Annotated in this window: 16 protein-coding genes and 3 pseudogenes; 12 read left to right on the forward strand and 7 right to left on the reverse strand. The window is 65.8% G+C overall.

Annotation, left to right across the window (positions count from 1 at the left end; translation table 11 throughout):
* The first annotated feature begins 22 nt into the window (after positions 1-22).
* Positions 23-1,762: a tyrosine-type recombinase/integrase gene (locus tag ACYU7G_RS06725; RefSeq protein WP_461106082.1), complete on the forward strand. Its 1,740-nt coding sequence runs from the start codon at positions 23-25 to the stop codon at positions 1,760-1,762.
* Entirely contained in the window at positions 1,746-2,108 is a 363-nt protein-coding gene (locus tag ACYU7G_RS06730; protein WP_461106084.1) for a DUF6262 family protein, read from the forward strand. Before ACYU7G_RS06725 ends, ACYU7G_RS06730 begins: the two co-directional genes overlap by 17 nt.
* A 76-nt stretch (positions 2,109-2,184) precedes the next feature.
* Here ACYU7G_RS06730 and ACYU7G_RS06735 read toward each other — a convergent pair whose 3' ends face one another.
* From ACYU7G_RS06735 to ACYU7G_RS06760, 6 genes and pseudogenes are all read right to left on the reverse strand, one after another.
* Positions 2,185-4,149: a heavy metal translocating P-type ATPase gene (locus ACYU7G_RS06735; protein ID WP_461106086.1), complete on the reverse strand. Its 1,965-nt coding sequence runs from the start codon at positions 4,147-4,149 to the stop codon at positions 2,185-2,187.
* On the reverse strand, positions 4,146-4,562 hold the full coding sequence (locus ACYU7G_RS06740; RefSeq protein WP_461106088.1) for an ArsR/SmtB family transcription factor: 417 nt from the start codon (positions 4,560-4,562) through the stop codon (positions 4,146-4,148). Before ACYU7G_RS06740 ends, ACYU7G_RS06735 begins: the two co-directional genes overlap by 4 nt.
* A 92-nt stretch (positions 4,563-4,654) precedes the next feature.
* Complete coding sequence (locus ACYU7G_RS06745) at positions 4,655-4,900, reverse strand: excalibur calcium-binding domain-containing protein (protein WP_461107251.1); 246 nt, start codon at positions 4,898-4,900, stop codon at positions 4,655-4,657.
* 23 nt (positions 4,901-4,923) lie between these two features.
* Positions 4,924-5,892, reverse strand: a pseudogene (locus ACYU7G_RS06750) (HNH endonuclease family protein); the annotation flags it as partial.
* Between the two features lie 125 nt (positions 5,893-6,017).
* Positions 6,018-6,647, reverse strand: coding sequence for a hypothetical protein (locus tag ACYU7G_RS06755; RefSeq protein ID WP_461106090.1), 630 nt, complete (start codon positions 6,645-6,647; stop codon positions 6,018-6,020).
* Positions 6,648-6,664: 17 nt separating this feature from the next.
* Entirely contained in the window at positions 6,665-8,524 is a 1,860-nt protein-coding gene (locus tag ACYU7G_RS06760) for a hypothetical protein (protein ID WP_461106092.1), read from the reverse strand.
* Between the two features lie 219 nt (positions 8,525-8,743).
* Here ACYU7G_RS06760 and ACYU7G_RS06765 point away from each other — a divergent pair, with 219 nt between their 5' ends.
* Positions 8,744-9,142 carry a Pr6Pr family membrane protein gene (locus ACYU7G_RS06765; protein ID WP_461107252.1) on the forward strand — a complete coding sequence of 133 codons (399 nt, stop codon included), beginning with the start codon at positions 8,744-8,746 and terminating at the stop codon, positions 9,140-9,142.
* A 141-nt stretch (positions 9,143-9,283) separates the two neighbouring features.
* Here the strand turns inward: ACYU7G_RS06765 and ACYU7G_RS06770 are convergent.
* Positions 9,284-9,664: pseudogene (locus ACYU7G_RS06770) on the reverse strand (ABC transporter permease); the annotation flags it as partial.
* A gap of 26 nt (positions 9,665-9,690) precedes the next feature.
* Between ACYU7G_RS06770 and ACYU7G_RS06775 the strand changes: the two are divergent.
* The 9 genes and pseudogenes from ACYU7G_RS06775 to ACYU7G_RS06815 all read left to right on the forward strand — a co-directional run.
* Positions 9,691-9,993: pseudogene (locus tag ACYU7G_RS06775) on the forward strand (DnaJ C-terminal domain-containing protein); the annotation flags it as partial.
* Positions 9,994-10,001: 8 nt separating this feature from the next.
* Complete coding sequence (locus tag ACYU7G_RS06780) at positions 10,002-10,433, forward strand: heat shock protein transcriptional repressor HspR (protein WP_461106094.1); 432 nt, start codon at positions 10,002-10,004, stop codon at positions 10,431-10,433.
* 423 nt (positions 10,434-10,856) lie between these two features.
* Positions 10,857-12,014 (forward strand): M24 family metallopeptidase, encoded by a 1,158-nt coding sequence (locus ACYU7G_RS06785; RefSeq protein ID WP_461107253.1) that lies wholly within the window; start codon positions 10,857-10,859, stop codon positions 12,012-12,014.
* A 185-nt stretch (positions 12,015-12,199) separates the two neighbouring features.
* Positions 12,200-13,282, forward strand: coding sequence for a sugar ABC transporter substrate-binding protein (locus tag ACYU7G_RS06790; RefSeq protein ID WP_461106096.1), 1,083 nt, complete (start codon positions 12,200-12,202; stop codon positions 13,280-13,282).
* Positions 13,283-13,376: 94 nt separating this feature from the next.
* Positions 13,377-15,515, forward strand: coding sequence for a glycoside hydrolase family 20 zincin-like fold domain-containing protein (locus tag ACYU7G_RS06795; RefSeq protein ID WP_461106098.1), 2,139 nt, complete (start codon positions 13,377-13,379; stop codon positions 15,513-15,515).
* Positions 15,512-17,065 (forward strand): sugar ABC transporter ATP-binding protein, encoded by a 1,554-nt coding sequence (locus ACYU7G_RS06800; RefSeq protein ID WP_461106100.1) that lies wholly within the window; start codon positions 15,512-15,514, stop codon positions 17,063-17,065. The genes ACYU7G_RS06795 and ACYU7G_RS06800 overlap by 4 nt, the downstream gene beginning before the upstream one ends.
* Entirely contained in the window at positions 17,062-18,048 is a 987-nt protein-coding gene (locus ACYU7G_RS06805) for an ABC transporter permease (protein WP_461106102.1), read from the forward strand. The genes ACYU7G_RS06800 and ACYU7G_RS06805 overlap by 4 nt, the downstream gene beginning before the upstream one ends.
* Positions 18,049-18,106: 58 nt before the next feature.
* Complete coding sequence (locus tag ACYU7G_RS06810) at positions 18,107-19,114, forward strand: LacI family DNA-binding transcriptional regulator (RefSeq protein WP_461106104.1); 1,008 nt, start codon at positions 18,107-18,109, stop codon at positions 19,112-19,114.
* 116 nt (positions 19,115-19,230) lie between these two features.
* Positions 19,231-20,136, forward strand: coding sequence for a polysaccharide deacetylase family protein (locus ACYU7G_RS06815; protein ID WP_461106106.1), 906 nt, complete (start codon positions 19,231-19,233; stop codon positions 20,134-20,136).
* The last annotated feature ends 33 nt before the right edge of the window (positions 20,137-20,169 follow it).

Genomic DNA, 20,169 nt, shown 5'->3' on the forward strand with positions numbered 1-20,169 from the left:
AGGCACGGGTAGTGGCGAAGACTTGACGCGCGAGCAGTTCGCCAACGATCCGACGGCCAATGGTGGCCCCTTCCAGAACGATCATCCCGGCTTCGACTTCACGGGCATGCCCCAACCGTTGGAGTTCGAACTGCGACTGCTCGTCCAAGCACGCTCCCTGCAGCAACAGACCTATCTACGCCGCCAAGAGTTCGCCAGAATCAAGCAGACAGCCCTGGACGCTGGATTGCGGTCGCTGCTGGTTCCGGAACTGATGGTGGAGGACAGGTGGCTTCCGACGACCCCCATCCCAGAGGCGTTCAAGAACAACTCTGGACAGGTCCGGGCGCATCTACGCTTCGCGATCTCGAATGTGGCAGATCTTGGTTGGCCGGTCCCACTCATGGAGCGCGAGCGCTGGTATGCCGGCGACTTCAACGCCGCCTCCGGCCGGGGCAAGACGATCACCTGGACCGGATATCGGCAGCCGTGGTTGAAGGAGTGGGCCAAGACCTGGGTCAAGACGCGTCTTGCTGGGAACTGGAACTTCAGCACAGCCGTGGCCCATGCGAGCCGGCTGCTCTACTTCTCCAGATTCCTGGCCGACGAGCATCCCGAGATCACCGGACCCAGCCGCCTGTCCCGGGAGGTGCTTCTCGACTACGTAGCTTGGATCAAGCGCGTTCCAGATGCGGCACCGAGCCAGCGGCAAGGCCTTGTCAGCACGTTGAAGGTACTCATTGAAGACCATCGGCTGAACGACTGGGAACCAGCGATTCCCGAGTCCGCGATCATCCGGCATGGCGAACTCCCCAGACGAGAGGAGATGCTGCCCCGCCCCATCGACGACTATGTGCTGCGCCAAATCCTGGCACCATCGAACCTTGCCCTCGCCCGTCCGGACCTACGCACACAACTGCTGATTCTCGACGGCCATGGCCTGCGCATCGGCAGCGTCGTCGAACTCAGCATCGACTGTCTCGGTGAAGACGGCGATGGCTTTCCCACTCTTCGTTACCGCAACACGAAACGACGTCGAGAACGGCTCCATCCGATTCGGAACCCCGAAGTCGTCGACGCCATCCGTGAGCAACAGCGACGAACCCGCGAGCGCCACCCCGGAACCCAATGGCTGTTCACGCCAGTGGTCGGCAACGCGCTCGGCCAACGCCACATCACCACGTCAGCAGTGCGCGTGGCCTTCAACGACTACCTGCGCCGAATCAACCCGATCGACCCCGACGGCCGTCCGGTTCACATCAGGCCGCACCAGTTCAGACACACATTCGGCACACGCGAACTCAACAACGGCGCTCCCCAGGAAGTCGTCCAGGAACTACTCGACCACGACGACCCGGGCATGACTCGAGGCTACGCGCGTCTCAGCGGACAGCGACTCCGCGAACAGTTCACCGCGGCCGCCCGGTTCTCCGCCGCGGGTGAGCGGCTCGACTCTCTCCTGCCCGACAGCCCCCTGTCCGACCTTGCCTGGATGAAGGAACGCCTCAACCGAGCGAAAGTGACCCTACCCAATGGCTACTGCGCCCTGCCCCTACAACAAACCTGCGAAGTCCAAAACGCCTGCCTCGACTGTCACGACTACTTCGTCACCACCCCCGACTTCCTCCCAGCCCATGAAGCTCAACGCGACCACACCATCGAACTCATCGACGCTGCTGCGGCCGCAGGCCAAACCCGCATCGCCGAGAAGAACAGGAGCGTTCTCGTGAAGCTCGAAACACTGATTGCTTCATTGAGGAGTTCCGATGAGCGAAGCTCTTGAGCGTTACCGACAGATCCGGCAGGCTGAGATGCTGGTGGCAGTGACACGTGCCATGCGCAACATGGAACAAGCCGGGACGCCCATCAACATCAGCCGTGTCGCAGCCGCGGCTGGCGCCTCCCGCCAGTGGCTCTACAACAGTACCTTTCGCGCGGAGATCGAGGTTCTGCGCGCACGTCACCTGTCCTCGGCCAGCACCGCCCAACGACCGGTTCGAGAAGCGGCTTCAGAAGCCTCACTGCGAGCACAGAACCAGGCACTGCGGCAGCGCCTGAAGGAAATGCATGACGAGAACAAGGCACTGCGCCATCACTTGGAACGCATCCTAGGATCACTGCGCCGGTAACCGACCACCCTTTGACCCAGATCCCCCTTGTCCTTGAGTCGGTTCTCCCTCATGCAACGACTCTCTACTCGATCACCTATTCCATGGACGTCGATTGGGGACGCAGTGCGGTGCGCCGTCCGGCGCGCATGCCGTTGCCGATGACGACCACCTCGGCCAGTTCGTGCACCAGGACCACAGCTGCCAGGCCCAGGACGCCGAACAGTGCCAGTGGGATGAGTATGGCGATGAGTGCGATGGACAAGATCACGTTCTGCAGCATGATCCGACGGGTTCGGCGGGCGTGGTTGAACGCTTGCGGCAGCAGCCGCAGGTCGTCTCCCATGAGTGCGACGTCGGCGGTCTCGATGGCCACGTCGGTACCCATGGCGCCGATCGCCACGCCCAGGTCGGCAGTGGCCAACGCCGGAGCATCATTGACGCCGTCGCCGACCATCGCCGTCGCATGCCCCAAGCCGCGGAGCCTCTCGATGCTGGTCGACTTGTCCTCTGGCCGCAGTTCGGCGTGCACCTGATCGATACCGGCCTCCTGCGCCAATGCCTTGGCAGTGAGTTCGTTGTCGCCGGTGAGCATCGCAACCGAGTATCCAGCAGCCCGCAGTTGAGCCACCACCCCGGGTGCTTCTGGCCGCAGCTCGTCTCGCACGGCGATCGCCCCCACCACTCGCCCCTCGAGCTCGACCAGTATTGCCGTCGCCCCAGCCTTCTGCATCCGCGACACGTCGTCGGCCAGTGATTTGGAATCGATCCAACCCGGACGCCCCAACCGCACGCGACGACCATCGATCTGGCCTATCAGACCGGCCCCGACCTCCGCTGTGACGTCTTCTGCGGCTTGCACCTCATCGACCTCGGCCAAGATCGCCCTGGCAAGTGGGTGTTCGCTACGTGCCTCGAGCGCTGCGGCGAGGCCCAGGACCTGGCCTTGGGTGTGGTCGGGGATGGCGACGACGTCGATCACGGCGGGTTGGTTGCGGGTGAGGGTGCCGGTCTTGTCCAGGGCGACGGTCCGCACCTTGCCGAGGGTCTCCATGGCGGCGCCGCCCTTGACCAGGATGCCGCGACGGCTTGCGGCTCCGATCGAGGACACCACCGTCACGGGAACCGAGATCGCCAACGCGCAGGGCGAGGCGGCCACCACCATCACCAATGCCCGTGCAAGCCACACCGAAGGATCTCCGAGCAGGGATCCCAGTAGGGCCGTGAGTGCCGCAGCGACAAGGATGCCCGGCACCAAGGGCTTGGCGATCCGATCAGCCAGACGCTGGGTCTCGCCCTTGCGGGACTGCTCAGCCTCAACGATGTGAACGATCCGGGCCAGGGAGTTGTCCTGCGCGCCGGCGGTGACCTCCACCTCCAAGGCACCCGAGCCGTTGATCGAACCGGCAAACACCTCCTGCCCGGGACCGACCTCAACCGGCATCGACTCACCGGTGATCGCCGACGTGTCCAGAGCGGTGCGGCCAACGCGCACTGTCCCGTCCGTCGCGAGCCGCTCACCCGGCCTCACGATCAGCAGGTCACCAACCGCCAGGTTGTCGACACCGACCACCACGTCGGGCCCCCCGCGGCGAACCGTGGCCTGGCGCGGTACCAGGTCCAGCAACGCGCGCAACCCGTGACGGGTCTTGGCGACCGAGTAGTCCTCCAAGCCCTCGGCCAGTGAGAAAAGGAAGCCCAACATGGCCGCCTCCTCGACCTGGCCCAGCAGGGTGGCACCCACCGCCCCGATGGTCATCAGGAGCCCGACACCGACCTTGCCGCGGACCAACTTCTTCAGTGCCCCCGGAACGAAAGTCCAGGCGCCAACAATCAAAGCCACGACGCTCAGCACCAGGGCGGCTGTCTCCCAACCCAACCATCCCGAGACGAACCCCGCCAGCAGGAACGCGCCCGAAACTAGCCCGAACTGGATGTCTCTCACCTGCCACCAACGCTCCACGCCCTCATCGCCGCTGCCGCCTGCGGGCCCGGGTGTCGGTGCGTCGCAGCCGCAGGCGCTCTCTGCCGCGACAGGCTCCAGAACGTCGCGGCCCATCATCGCTGCCCACCCTTGGGCTCATGGACCTGCAACTGCTCAGCACCAGGTGGCGTGGTGGTTCCCACGCCGTAGTTGGGGCACAGTGCCACTCGATGGCCAGTCGCCTCAAGCAACTGTTCCGCCGCAGTCAACACCTGCAACACTTCCGCGACGCTGGTCAGCGAGAACACCGACGCCCGACCCTCCGGCCGCGACTCCACCAGGCCGCACTCCCGCAAGCACGCCAAATGGCCACTCACCGTCGATTGCGCCAACCCCAGGTGCTCAGTCAGGTCACGGACCCGGTGCTCACCCAACGTCAGGTGCTGCAGAATCGCCAACCTCGACGGATCGGACAAGCCATGGAACAGTGCCGCAGCAACCGGCAACCCAGCGGCCAAAGACTCATCTGCAAAATCCGTTAACATCGTCATGCGCCGATACTAACAGACTGTCGCGGCCTGGACAGACACGGTGGACATGTCCAAGTGCCGAAGCTCCTAGACAACTTCCGGAAGATCAGGTCTCACCTGCAGTTAACGCCGTCGCGGTCGAGGTGCTTGGCGTAGCCGGGCTCGCCCACGTGGATGGGGTCGGCACCGGCGGCGCGGACGGCGTCGCAGTTCTTGTAGTAGACGTCGGCGGGTTCGGGCTCGCGGTGGTGACGGTGACGCTCGGGGCGACGGTGGCGTCGTCGTCGCCCGGGACGGTCTGGTCCATGCAGTCGGTGAGCACGCGGATGATGGCGTCGGACTCGGCCACGGTCACCCACAGTTGGTACTTGGCCTTGACCGCCACCTGCCGGGCCACGTAGTCGCAGCGGAATGACTTGTTGGGCGGCAACCAGGTGGCGGCGTCGCCGTCGCCCTTCTGCTGGTTGGTGGGGCCGTCGACGGCGAGCAGGTTGAGCGGGTCGTTGGCGAACGCGGTGCGGGTCTCGAGCGAGAGTTGCTGCGCGCCCTTCTGCCAGGCGTCGGAGAGGGCGACGACGTGGTCGATCTGCACGTCGTTGGACGTCGTCTCGCCGCGCACGAACGGGATGAGGGTGGCGGTGAACGGGTCGGCCAGCGTGCCGGTGAGGACCACGCAGTCGCGGGTGCCGGGCTTGAACGTCTTTTCGGTGAGGTCGCGGGCGAGGATGTCGTTGCGCGTGTCGCAGCCGTTGCGGTCGACGTCGGCCCAGCGCTGCCCGAACTGGGCGCGGTCGTATCCCGTCTTCGGTGCCCGACCCTTCACCTCCAACGTCCCCAGCACCGCCAGCGCGCTGCCGCTCAGGGTGCTGGGCGATGGCGTCGGACTGGGCTCGGGGGAGGGACTCGGCGACGGCGTGGGGGTGGGCTCGGGCGTGGGCTCCGGAGTCGGGGAGGGCGTCAGTGTGGGGGTGGCGCTCACGGAGGGTTCCGCGGCTGCCTCCCTGCCCGTGTCCGTGGGGTCCATGAGCAGGTTGGTGAACCCTGCCATCGCCACGCCGGCGAGCGCGACCACGGCGCCCGCCTTGCGGCCGTGCGTCCTCCGGGAGCGGAACACGGCCGGGATCCACGACCGACCCGACAACAGCTGCCAGAACCCGGTGGGGACCAGCACCACACCAGCCAGCCCGACGGCCAGCACCCAGCCGCCGCGCACCACTAGCAGCGCCAGGATCGAAGCGAACACCGTCAGTGCGATCTTCGACTTCCGGGAGAGCGGCTTGGCCTGACGAGGCGGCACGTGGGGTCGCTGGCCCGCGGGCTGCGGGTCGGGACTGTATATGCCGGGCTCCATGGCCGGATTGTGGCATGGATCAATCCGGGCAGCACCACGGGAACTTTGCCACCGCTGGGTAAGTTTGCTTCCGCTACAGCGGTGGCGAGCTGACCGAGCGGTGGCGAACCGCAAGCCTCGGCCGGTCAGGCAAGCGCCGCCAGCCACGGATGCCCCGGATGCGCGACGGCGAGGGCGTCGGCCAGCCACGTCCGCCGTCGGGCATCCAGCCGGGGGACGGTGGCGTCGAAGTCGGCCTGGTCCTTGGGGCGCAGGCCCTTGGCCTTGAGCAGGAGCTGCAGCTCGGGCTGCAGGTAGCGGATGCCGTCGCGCTCCCAGAGGGCGTCGTCGATGGGCATCCGGATGCGGGGGTCGCGCTTGTAGACCCACTCGGTGGTGGTGCTGGTGGACAGCAGGAGGTCGAACTCCCAGTCGCTCGAGGCGTCCTGGCGGAGCCAGAGTTGCCCGCAGCCGTCGGGGAGGACCGGCTCGTCGTCGGGCAGCAGCGGTTTGAGCGCGCCGGAGGAGGCAGCCCACGTGTGGAACCGGCCGGCCAGGTGAGCCTGGAGGAGGGGCAACTGCTCGCGGAGGGCTTCGGGGTCGATGTCGTCGTGGTGTCGTGAGATCCCGGTGAACGCCTCCAGCGCCCAACCGCCCGCCACCCACCACAAGCCCTCGTAGCCGTCGAAGAGCCGGGCGATGTCGGCGGGCGTGCCCGGCGCCCAGCGTCCGTAGAGCGCCTGGAACTGTTCCTCCGAGAGGTCGTTGATTCCCACGCCCCGACGATATGCGCTCAGGCCGGCCAGATGTCGACCTGGAGGCCGGCGTCGACGAGCGGCTGCAGGAGTTCGAGGTCGACGATCTCATTGCCCCTGAGCGCGAGGTTGTTGAGCTGTGCCAGGCCCTCCAGACCGGCGACGCTCGTGATCTGGTTGTCGCGGAGGATGATGCTCTCGAGCTCGGTGAGCCCGGACAGGGACGTGAAGCCGGAGACGTCGCTGACCTGGTTCTCGCCCATGTTCACAAAGATCAGGGCCGGGAAGCCTGACAGCCCTGCTGCGTCGGTCAGACGGTTCTGGCTCGCGTCCAGTCGGGTCAACTTCGGGAGATCCTGCATCCCGGAGAGACTGGTTATCTGATTGCCCTTCAGCGAAAGGAGGCGCAGCTGGGGGAATCCGCTCAGGGCGATGTTCCCACTCAGCCGATTCGTACCCAGCATCAGCGTTTCCAGCGCGGGCAGCGGTGCCATGGTGCTGGTGTCGACGATCTCATTGTCCTCGAGCCTGAGCTGTACGAGTTTGGGGAGGTTGGTCAGCCCGGAGGCGTCGACGACGTGGCTACGGCGAAGGTCCAGCTGCGTCAACTCGGGCAGGTCGTCCAGTACGGGAGCGGGGGTGTTGTTCCCTGCGAGGAATAGCCGCGTCAGGGCTGGAAGGCCGGAGAAGGCTGTGACGTCGGTGAGCTGGTTGTCGGTCATGTCGACGTGCGTGAGCCTCGCCAACTGGGTCAGTGGGCCGGCGTCGGTGACCTTACTGCCAGCCATCGACAGCCAGGTCAGGTTGGTGGCCCCGGCGAGACCGCTGATGTCGGTCACTGGGCTGCCCGTCAGCTCCAAGGACCCCAGGTTCGCGCCGGCACCGGTCACTCGGGTGACCGCCGTCCCGACCAGATTCACGGTCAGGGGCGAGGTGCCCGACGAGAGGTGGCTCAGGTCGACCGGGCCGGAGATCGGGTTGCCCAAGAGGCCAAGGTCCGAGAGGGCCGGCAGCGTGGGGAAGGTGGCCAGCGTTGTCAGTTTGTTCTGGTAAAGGTTGATATCGGCCAGCTTCGGGTGTTTCTCGAGGCCTGAGAAGGTGCTGATCTGGTTGTTCCATGCAGTGAGGCTGGTCAGCTCCGGGAGCACGGGCAGCTCGGCCAGCGTGGTCAGGTGGTTGTGGTTCAGGCTCAGGCTCGTGAGGTTCGGCAGGACTGGGAAACCCTTGAGGGTGCTGATGTAACTGCCGTCGCAACTGAGACCGGTCACGTTGCTGATTCCGCCCACAGAGTCGATGACATGCTTGAGGCAGTCCCGCAGGTTCGGGTCCACGACTCCCGCGGTCGGATCCAGGGGCTTCACCGGCGGCCGGACGGGCGCGGGCGTTGGAGAGAACCTGACCATGGAGTTGAACACCCACTTCGTGACCATGCGGTGGGAGGTGGCGCCGGAGCTGGTGCGGTAGGGCTCGACGACTCGCGCGGTGGTGTAGCTGCGGCAGCCGCCCTGGCCGGTGATGGCGGTGTCGCACTCGGTGCGCCACTGACGGTCGGTTCCCTCCCAGCGGGCGGTGCCGCCGACCTTGCCGTAGGCCCCCAGCGGGTTTTTCGCCCAGATCGAGCGCGGGCCCGGGGTGTACGTGAGGTTGTTGAACGTCCAGTCGGTGACGGTCACGAACTCGTTGTTGCGCCAGTGCACCACCGTGGCGACGATCTCCGTCCGGCAGCGCTCGACGGCGGAGTAGGGCTCGCATGTCGTGCGCCACTCGCGCCCGTTGACCTGATGGGTTCCCTCGGTGGTGTAGATGTCGACTTCAGCCCGTGCCCCCTGAGGGGCGACGGCCATCGACAGCATCACTATGACGCTGAACATTGCGATGAGCAGAGGCCTGGTGCGCACGTCGTCTCCCTGGGGTGTGGAATTATCCGGAGATTACAGGACCGCAGACTGACTGACACAGCAAATCAACAACATTCAATCAGCAGCCGTGGACGTCGCGATCCGACGAGTGACAATTGGTGCTCTGACCCCTCCAGGCACGTACGATTGCCCCCTACGAGTCGAGAAGCTGGCTCACCCCTTCCGCGGTGCGCCCCCAAGCCTCCACGGTCCGTCGGGATGCCAGCGCTGGGGATCGAACTGCCGCAGGGCAGCACGCTGGCCTGGTCCAACGAGGTGCTCCACGTCGTCGTCCCGCTGGCCGCCCTCCTGGACTGGGTGTTCGCGCCCGGACGCCGTCGGCTCGGGTGGTCTGCCATCTGGGCGGTGCTCGCGTTCCCCGTCGTTTGGGTGGTCTACACCCTCGCCCGCGGCCCGTTCACGCCCAATGAGGTTACCGGCGACGAGCACTGGTACCCGTACCCGTTTCTCAACCCCAACCTCGCCGAGAGCGGGTACCTGTCCGTGGCGCTCTACGTGGTGGCCATTGCGGTGGTGATCACCGCAGTTGCGGCTGTTGTGGTGTGGGTGTCGCGTCTCGGTGTGCGCTCCGACGTTCCCGGTTTGCCGAAGACCTGAGGGGTCTTGAGCGCAGGAGCTGGGATACCCGGAAAGGGACGGCAACTTGGAGCCGGTCCCGTTGTTGTCGCGCCAGGACAGGAACTTGCGCTCCATGAGCCGCACCAGCGAGTCGACGGCCTTGCCGACGCCGGCGAAGATCAGCAGCGCGGCCAGCACGATGTCCACGCGCATGTACTCGCGGCCCATCTGCATCCAGTAGCCGACGCCGGAGTTGGCGCCGGTCAGTTCGGCGATCACCAGCGCCAGCCATGCCATGCCCAGACCCAGGCGGATGCCCTGCAGGATACTGGGCAGCGCGCCGGGGATGATGATGCGGCGCAGCATCTGGGTGCGGGACAGTTCGTACATCCGGCCCACCTCGATCAGCTTGCGGTCGATGTTGCGGATGCCGGCGAACATCTGGATGTAGACTTGGAAGAACGTGGCGAACGCGATCAGGATGATCTTGGGCACCTCGCCCAGCCCGAACCAGACGATGAACAGTGGCACCAGGCCCATGATGGGGACGGTGCGCAGCATCTGCGCCGTCGGGTCGAGAAGGCAGCAACCTCACCCTGAACGTGCCCGTCACGTTCGCGGAGGCGTCGCTGGGTGCCGAGATCACCATTCCTACGCTCAACGGCTCCACGCTGAAGCTCCGCGTCCCCCCCCCGAACACACCCAACGGTCGCAACATGCGCGTCCGCGGCAAGGGGGCCCGCCGGTCCGACGGCACCATGGGTGACCTGCTGGTCACCATCGAGGTGCAGGTGCCGGAACAGCTCAGTGAAGCTGCGAAGGCGGCGCTGCTGGAGTACTCCGAGAAGTCTGGGCAGGAAAACCCGCGGGCTGCCCTGTTCGGGAGCTGATCCGCCCCATGACCACCAACCTCCCGCAGCCGTTCGACCACGACGCACCGGTGTTCCCGGTGTCCGTGGCCGCGTCCCTGGCTGACATGCACCCGCAGACACTGCGCGGCTACGACCGGCTCGGTCTGGTCATCCCGCGGCGCGCCCGGGGACGGGGTCGGCGTAACTCGCTGCGGGACATCGCGCGGCTGCGCCACATCCAGCGCCTCAACCAGGACGAGGGGATCAACCTGGAGGGCATCCGTCGGATCCTGCAGTTGGAGGAGCACATCGAGACGCTCCAGCAGCAGGTGGCCCGGTTGAACGATGCGCTGAAGCGGGTCCAGAGTTCGCCGGAGGCTGCGCGGATCTTCACCGCGGAGGCCACGGGCGACGTGCACCACGGCCGGTACCGCGCCACTCGACGCCTGGCCTGCCGACCCGCTGACCTTCCTCCCTGACGGATCCCACCGGCTTCTCGTTGGAGCGGACAGCACCGAAGAGGGAGCCGTCCGCTCCTGCCGTCAGGTAGGAGCGCAGACGCACACACCCACCCCGGACGCCCGGTGTGACCAGCCGTAGCGCATCGGTAACCGGCCGCAACCCAACAGCAACGACGGCCGCCCCGTTCGTTACCTGACGCCGGCGGAACCGAAACGCAGGCCCGGTTGGATCGTTGCCATGAACCTTATGGAACTCTCGCCGGGCGACACCGCCGTCTGGGTACGCGCAATCGATGCCTCTAGGGCAAATGCTTCTGGTAAACCCATTGACAGTTGCCTCCACCCCCCTTATCGTCTCCATAGCGCAAACGATTGCGCAGCGGACGTAGATGTTCGTCACCCGTCGAATGGTCGTCAAAGGAGAACACCATGGACCGAGTAATGATCCCTGCCCATGAGTACGCGGAGCGCGCCAGGCGGGCAGGTGAATTGATGCGTGAGAAGGGCCTGGATGCCCTGCTGTTGAACGGCAACGAGGCGGACTACGCCAACACCCGCTACTTCAGTGGCTTCTGGCCAGTGTTCGAGCGGGCAGGCGTGCTGCTCAACCCGGACGGCAAGGGCGCGCTGCTCGTCGGACCTGAGTCCGACCTGTTCGCCAAGGACACCGGTCACATCGAGGACGTGTTCGCAATGGCGGAGTACCGGGAATCGGCGGACCCCGCCTACCCCCACCTCAAGCTCCCGAAGTTTGGCGAGGTCTTCCAGCACCTCGGCATCAGCGGGGACCGCCTGCGCATCGGCGTCGCGTCCGTACTGGACACGAACGTGGTCATCTGGCAGGGCCTCCAGGAGGCGTTCCCCAACGCAGAGCTGGTGGACGCCCGCGACATCATGGTGACGCTTCGTTCCGTCAAGTCCGACGCGGAGGTGGCCTGCCTCAAGGAGGCCGGCCGCATCACTGACCTGGCCATCAAGGACGTCGTGGCGGCCATCCGTCCCGGCATCACGGAACTCCAGCTGGTCGGCGTCGCCCAGAAGTCCATGTACGAGAACGGCGCCGAGTACGAGGGCCTCCCCCAGTACTGCTTCAGCCAGGCCAGCACCAGGCATGCCATCTCCCGCTCCTCGTACCGCACCATCTCCAAGGGGGACATCGTCCAGCTGAACCTCTCCGCCGCCGTTGACGGGTACAGCCCGGCCGTCGGTATCCCGGTCTCGGTCGGGAAGCTGGAGGGGGAGAAGAAGGACATCGTGGACTTCATCCTCGAGATGCACATGTGGACCGAGGCCGAGCTCCGTGCAGGCCGTGTCTCCGGCGAGATCGCCCGTGACTACGAGCAGAAGTTCATCGACGCCGGCCGCAAGGACGCCTACGTCTACGGCCCGTGCCATGGACTGGGTCTCACCGAGGTGGAGGCGCCATGGATGGAGACCAGCTCTGAGTACGAACTCAAGCCGAACATGACCTTCCAGATCGACACCTTCGGGATCGGTTCGGACTTTGGTGTGCGCTGGGAGAAGCCTGTGGTCGTCCGCGACGGCGGGGTTGACTTCCTGGCTGACCAGATCGGCCACATCTACGAGCTCGACTTCTGATTCGACGTGGGCGCGGCCTCGGTCGCCGCGCCCACTCCACCAACCTCTACGAGTGATCCATGTGGGGCCGCACACCCACCAACCCAGTCCCCCACACAAGGCGCCGTTGCAGCGCTGCACCGACGTCCCGATGCGGGTCCGGACAACCGGACCCGGTGTTCAACAACCCGATTGGAGCAAGACAAATGCGTATCAAGACAGGAGCAGTCGCAGCCCTGCTGTCGGCGGCAATGATGCTGGTGGGATGCTCGGGCGCAACGGACGACCCGTTGGCCGGCGAGACCACCGGTGGCGGTGACCACAACCAGACCGAGGGCACCAGTGACGGACACGTCTTCGGTGAGGACGAGACCCTGATCGGCGGCAGCATCTTCACGCTGCAGTACGCCTGGTTCCTCGGAGCCCAGGAAGGCATGGAGCAATGGGGCGAGGAGCACCCCGAGGCGAACGTGAAGTTCCAGTTCGAGGACTCCCAGCAGGACATCCAGACCAACATCGAGAACCTCGAGAACCTGGTCTCGGCAGGGGCCAAGGGAATCGTCGTGTTCCCGACGGACGCAAAGGCCATCATCCCGACGATGGTGGACCTGAACAACCGCACCGGGACGCAGTTCGTGGTGGGTGACTACCCGCAGCAGCCGGACAACCCCGAGGACGCTGTGTGGAACACCTTCGTCGGCCACGACATGACGGCGCTCGGCGAGGCCGCGGGCCAGGTGGCCGTCGACTACCTCGACACCCTCGGCAAGGACGACCCGACGCTGCTGTTCATCACTGTCCCGACCTCGGGCCAGGTCAGTGCCGACAGGTTCAACGGCTTCAGTGACGTGGTCATGGAGGCCTATCCGAACGCCACGATCCTCGAGGAGGGTGACTCGGGTGCGGCCGACCGCAACTCGGCGCAGAGTCTGATGGAGAACGTGTTGCAGCGCGAGGCGACGATTGACGTCGTGGCCGGACACAATGACGCCGAGGTCATCGGTGCCTACAACGCGGCCGTCGGTGCAGGGCGTGACGGCGAGATGAAGTTCATCGGTATCGCCGGTGACAAGGAGGTGCTCCAGCACATCCAGGACGGCAACGAGGCCTGGATCGGCGAGGTCCTCCAGGATCCTGTCGTTCTGGGCTACACCGCCATGGATGCCCTGTGGCAGTCAATGGCCGAGGGTGAGGAACTGCCCGAGACCTATGACCTGCCGGAGCCCGAGGCCATCACCCCGGACAACATCTCCGAGTACGACTGGCAGAACTGGACCTGGCTGGGCTGATGCCACGGCGGTTTGGATGGCACCGCACCCCACGCGGTGCCATCCGACCCCAGTCCCGCCCGACTCACCGCGACCCTGGAAGGTAGAACCGACGATGATCCGCATGCTCCCCGAGCCCAAGCAACTCACCGACAGCGGGGCCCTGACCCGTACTTTCACCCAACTGCACGCCCAGGCGGCGGCCATCGGCGACCTGCCCGCCGAGGAAGTGCTGGCCCTCGCGGGAATACGCTTCTGGAACTTCCCCGGGGTGTTCGCTGACGAGCCCGTAGCGGACTCGTTCCCCCTTCGGATCCGGCAGGGCGACGGCGGCGCCACCGATGTGGCCAAGCCCGACCTGTTCGAGGCGCAGGGCTATGTCCTGGACATCGACGAGAGTGGAGCGACGCTGCACGTCAGGACCCGCGACGGCCTCGTCAACGGCCTGACCACCCTCAAGCAGCTCATCACCGAGCAGGAGGCCGCCCAGGCGACGGCCGGTGAATTGCACCTGCCCACGTGCCGCATCGTCGACCACCCGTCCATCCCGGTGCGCGCCGTCGCCCCCACCTTCAGCTGGTACGCCGGCTACGGCCGGATCGGCTTCGACATGCAGCTGTGGGGCTACGACGAGTGGGAGCAGTTCCTGCACCAGTGCGTGGACCAGAAGGTCAACCAGCTCAACATGGTGATGTACGGGTACTGGCCCTTCGAGTTCCCCGAGTACCCGGAGACCACCTTCAGCAACATCCCCGTCAAGGTGTGGAACCAGGAGAACGGCCGCTTCATCGACGTCGCCTACTCCCACCCCAACGTGGTGGACAACTACCTGCCCCGATTCCTGGAGCTGGCGCACCGGATGGGCGTGAAGGTACTGGCGTACGTGGGCCTCAACTCCTACAACGGCGGCTGGAGCATCGCGCACCCGGAGAAGCGGATGGTCCCACCCGCCGGCTCGGACTTCCTCAACGACTTCGACTCCGTGTGCCTGTCCGACGAGGACTCGGTGAACTACATCCTCGCCTCCATGCGCCGCATCGCAGAACTGGGCTTCGACGGCTACACCCTCGAGGAGTCCGAGGAGGGGTTCTGGTTCTGCAACTGCGAACGCTGCACCGAGCGCTGGGGCAGGCACGCGTCGTCGCCCGGGGAGGCGAAGCACCAGGCCAACACCGAACTGCTGATGCGCATCCGCGAGGAGGTGCGCGCCGTCAACCCCGACGCCATCATCGGAATCCGCGCCTACCGCCAGCCGCCGCTGGAGAAGGACCCGGCCTGGCTGCAGGCCACCGCGGAGGCGCTGCCCGACGACGTCGTCCTGTTCTGGGCGCCGGCGCTCTACGTCCCGCCCACCGAGTTCGAGAAGTGGGTGGCCGCGTTCGGCAAGGAACGCATCTGGGGCCGGGACTCCGAGTCCAACTCCATCACCTCAACCATGGGCAGGCTCTACCGCACGTTCGAGTCCAACATGATCCGCTACGACGACGAGCCGAACGTGCAGGTGATCGAACGCGACATCGAACAGCACCTCACCAGCGTCGAGGCCGACGTGCACGGCATCAACGGCTACATCTTCGAATGGAACGGATTGTTCCTGCACCTGTTCGCCCACGGCAACTACGGCTGGGGCTCCCGGATGGAGCAGGACGAGTTTTTTCAACGAGTTTGCGCCATCACCTTCGGTGACGCGCTCGGGGGCCGGGTGCTGCGCGTGATGCGAGACATCCTCACCATCCACGAGTCCCAGATCCCGCTGTACAGCACGCCGTTCCCGTTCCAGTCCAACAGAATGACCGACGCCGACATCCCGCGCATCATGCAGGCGATCGAGGGCCACGACGCGCTCCTAGCCGAGATCCGTGACATCCGGGACGAACTCGACCAGCACCCGCGGTTCCGGGTCTGGTCCAAGCACTTCGACCGGCTCGAGAACGCCCAGCGGCGCAACCGCGTCATCTACGACCTCGTCCTGGCCGCCCTCGCCTACGAACGCGAGTCCGACCCGGTCCGCAGTGACGCCCTCCTCGACGAGGTGCTGCACCACAACGAACGTGACTTCGCCATCGCGAAGGAGATGTTCTTCGACGTCAACCCGGTGGGTTGGACGGGCGTGAGGAGCTGCATGATGCCCTACCACGAGCTGAAACGGCTCATCCACAACATCAGGCACCCGGAGTCCCCGGACGACGACATCATCTGCTCCGGCATCGAAGCCCTCGGCTGGCTGTGGCTGGCGGACAAGGAGTCCCGATGAGCATCGCCACCCCGGCCCGAGAAGAGGAGCGCAGCATGGCAACCGGAGACGACGCCGGAGCCACCCCGCTGGTGGAGGTGCGGGGCGCCATGATGGAGTTCCCCGGCGTCGTCGCGCTCGACGACGTCGCCTTCGACCTGCGCCCCGGCGAGTGCCACGCCCTGGTGGGGGAGAACGGCGCCGGCAAGTCGACGCTGGCCAAGGCCATCGCGGGGGAGAACACCCTCACCCGCGGCGAGATCCTGGTGGGCGGCAGGCCGATTCCCAAGGGGTACGACTCGCGGGCCTCGCAGCGGCTGGGCATCGCCGTCGTGCACCAGGAGTTCCAGCTCATGGACGAGCTCACCGCGCTCGAGAACATCTACATGGGCCACTACGAGAAGCGGGGACCGTTCATCGACCGTCGCGCCCAGCGGGCGCGGGCGCGGGAACTGCTCGACTACCTCGGCGTCGACATCCACCTCGACGTACCGGTCAAGTACCTGCGCACCGCCGAGAAGCAGCTGGTGCAGCTGGCACGGGCGCTCTCCCAGGACGCGCAGACCATCATCCTCGACGAGCTCACCGCGGTGCTGCCGGAGAACGACATCGAGAACATTTTCCGCATCGTCAACCTCCTGCGCGCCGACGGCAAGGGCATCATCTACGTCTCGCACCGGCTCGACGAGATCTTCCAGGTCTGCGACCGCTACACGGTCCTGCGTGACGGCCGCCACGTGAAGACCGGCGACGTCGCCACCCTGACCAAGCCCAAGCTGGTGGAGTACATCGCCGGCCGCGAACTGAGCCAGGTGTTCCCGGAGATCAGCGAGCCGCAGGACGAGGTCGTGCTGCAGGTGGAGGGACTAACCAGCGACGCCTTCACCGACGTCGACCTGACGGTCCGGCGCGGCGAGGTGGTGGGGATCGCGGGCCTCGTCGGCGCCGGCAAGACCGAACTGCTGCGCGCCATCTTCGGCGACTACAAGGTCACTTCGGGAACCATCAGCGTCAACGGCCGGGGCATCTCGATGTCCTCGCCGCGCAAGGCGATCGCCAACGGGCTCGGGTTCGTGCCCGACGAGCGCAAGCGGCTCGGCCTGAACAACGCCCTCGACGTCCGCAAGAACACCACGCTGCCGTCGATGCGCAAGTTCAAGAAGTGGGGCGTATTCATGGATGACCGCGCCGAGCTCGAGCAGGCCTACGAGACCCTCGACAAGCTGCACCTGCGCTACAACTCGCTGTGGCAGACCACCACCAAGCTCTCGGGCGGCAACCAGCAGAAGATCGTGATCGCCAAGTGGCTGATCGCGGACACCGACATCTTCCTGATGGACGAGCCCACCCGCGGCATCGACGTCGGGGCCAAGTCCGAGATCTACAAACTCATCACGGCGCTCACCGCGAGGGGCAAGTCCGTGGTCCTCGTTTCGCCGGAGATCGAGGAACTCCTCGGCCTGGCGAACCGAATCTACGTCCTCTACGAGGGCCGCATCCGCGACGAGTTCGCGGGTGATCGCAAGAACCAGTCCGAAATCATGACCAGCCTGTTGGGAGCCGAGAAGTGAGCACCGCAACCGCAACATCCAGCTACGCAGCCAAGGCCACGCGCTTCTCAGGCGGCTTCCGGGCCTTCGTGAACGAGTGGATGATCCTGTTCCTGTTCCTCGCCCTGTTCGCGATCTGCTCGATCACGATCGACCGCTTCCTGGACCTGGGCAACCTGATGAACATCGCCCGCCAGATCTCGTTCCTGGCGATCGTGGCACTCGGGCAGTTCTTCGTGATCCTCACCGCCGAACTGGACCTGTCCATCGGGTCCAGCATCGGCCTGCAGTCGGTGCTGCTGGCGGGATTCGTCGCCAACTCCGGATTCTCCATCTGGGCCTCGCTCGCGCTGGTCCTGGTGACCGCCGTCGTCATCGGGTTGGTGAACGGGCTGCTGGTGATCCACGGCAATGTGCCGTCGTTCATCGCCACCCTGGTCACCATGAACGTGCTCACGGGCATCGCGTTCCTGTACTCCCGAGGCCTGCCCATCAGCGGCCTGCCCAGCTGGCTGAACTACCTCGGGATGGGCTACTTCTACTCCATCCCCGTCCCCGTCTACCTGATGATCATCGTCACCGTGTTCTGCTACGTGTTCACCATGCACACGGAGCTGGGGCGCAGCTTCTTCGCCGTCGGCGGCAACAAGGAGGCCGCCCGGCTCTCCGGCATCAACGTGAAGTTCATCGGGGTGCTCGCCTTCGTGCTGTGCTCGCTGCTGGCCACCATCGGGTCCATCGGCCTGACCGCCCGCACCATGTCCGGCTCCGCCACGCTCGGCGACGCGATGCTGTTCGACGTGATGACCGTCGTCGTCCTGGGCGGCACGTCGCTGTTCGGGGGCAAGGGCAACGTGCTCGGCGTGGTGCTGGCGGCCTTCCTGACCGGTGTCATCTCCAACGCAATGGTGCTGATGGGCATCGACACGTACTTCCAGTGGATCGTCAAGGGCGCCATCCTGATCACGGTGGTCATCATCGACGTCAACTCGAAGCGGCGATGACCATGCGGTGTCGCTCACTCGCAGGGGAAGGGCCCTTGGCAGGCGGTACGGTCATTGCGTGGCCAGGGAGGTTGGATCCGTGACGACGCTGCGTGACATCGCCCAGGAACTGGGGATCGCGGAGTCGACGGTCTCTCGCGTCCTGAACAACAAGGGCCGCGTCGGCGAAGCCACCAAGAAGAAGGTCCTCGCCTACGCGGACAAGGTCCAGTACCACCCCAACCAGATGGCCAAGTCGTTGAAGATGCAGTCGGCCAATTCCCTGGGAGTGGTGGTCCCGGACATCAGCAACGAGTTCTACGCCCTGCTGTTCAAGGAGATCGACCGCCTCGTCAGCCTCGAGGGCTACACGCCGATCCTGTTCGACATAGGCGACGACGCCGAGCGCGAGGAGGCGTTCCTGTCCCAGCTGCGCTCCCACACGGTGGACGGTCTGGTGGTGGCGACTTCGGGAAGCGACGCCTACCGGGAGCTGCCGGAATCCACCATGCAGCGCATCGTGTTCGTCGACAACCTGCCCACCGGCAGCCCGGAGTGCAGCTACGTCGGCGCGGACAACGTGAAGTCATCCTACGAGCTGACCCAGCACCTGGTGGACCGCGGCCACACCCGGATCGCGACGGTGGTGGGGCCGGCGGGGGAGTCGTCGGCCCTGGAGCGGCTCGAGGGCATGGAACAGTGCCTCGCGGACAACGAGCTGTCACTGCCGCAGGACTGGATCGCGCGCACCAACTTCCAGTACGCCGATGGCTACGCGAAGGCCAAGGCGCTGCTCGAACGCGACGACCCGCCCACGGCGATCATCGCCCAGAACAACGTGCTCGCCTACGCCACCATCCGCGTGGCGAGGACCCGGGCGATGCGGGTGCCGCGGGACCTCGCCGTCGCCTGCTTCGACCACCTGGACACCTACGGCTTCATGCGGCCCGTGATCACCAGCATGGTGCAGCCGCTGGACCAGATCGCCGCCAAGGCGTGGGAGCTGCTGCAGGCCGGGATCGCAGGAGACTCACCCCACACGCTGCACCGCTTCGACGCCACCTTCCAACTCGGCGAAACCACCTGAGCCCACCCCGTTGGTTGAGCAGCGGGTGTCGAACCCCTTCCACCGTCGGTTGAGCAGCCCCGCGAGCGAAGCGAGCGGGGCGTGTCGAAACCACCCCCGAACATCAAGGAACACCAATGAACCAGAACCCGATCACAGTCATCATCGGCATCGACATGGAGACCGACGTCGGTAGCTTCACCCCGTACTACGAGGGCCTGCGCGGCGGCACCCCGCTGCTGCTGGACCTGTTCGACGAACTGGACGTGACCACCACGTTCCTGTTCACGGGCGAGGCGGCGCGGGACAACCCGGACGTGGCGAAGGAGTGCCTGGACCGGGGCCACGAGGTGGGCTCCCACTCGTACCAGCACGAGACCGTCGGCGACCCGCTGTTCGACCTGCCGGGCACCAAGCCGATCCTGCCGCACGAGGTGCTGCCCCGGATCGAATTGAACACGCAACTGGTGGAGCAGGCCACGGGAGTGCGGCCGGTCTCCTTCCGCTGCCCGCGGCTCTGGGGGTCCACCGAGGTGGTCAATGCGCTGGAGGAACTCGGCTACGTCGCGGACCTCACCTACCCCATGTACTACTACCGCGAGCAGTTCGGCCCCTACCACCCGGACCGGGAGGACTGGACCAAGCAGGGGGACTCCAAGGTGCTGGAGATCCCGAACTTCGCGGACATGGTGATGGAATCCAAGGACCCCGGTCTGGAGCGTGACCGGGACCAGTGGCCCCTGTTCCGTACCAAGGGCGGCCAGTACATGCTGGAGCGTTCCCTGGCGTTCCACGAGTTCTGTGGTGAGAAGGGCATCGACACATTCTTGTGCTTCTACATCCACCCGTGGGAGTTCTGGCCGATGGAGCCCAGCTACAACTTCGGCGAGGCCACGGTCATCCCTGAGGAGTTCATCACCAAGAACACCGGCCCCGCCGCCATCGACGAGATGCGCATCCTGATCCAGGGCCTCAAGGACGCCGGAGCGGTGTTCATGCAGTCGAAGGACGTGCCCGCCCTCCTCCAGGAGCGTGCGGCATGACCGGCAGCCCAGTTGCCCTGGGGTGTGAGCGGC

The organism is Tessaracoccus terricola (genome assembly GCF_054776555.1).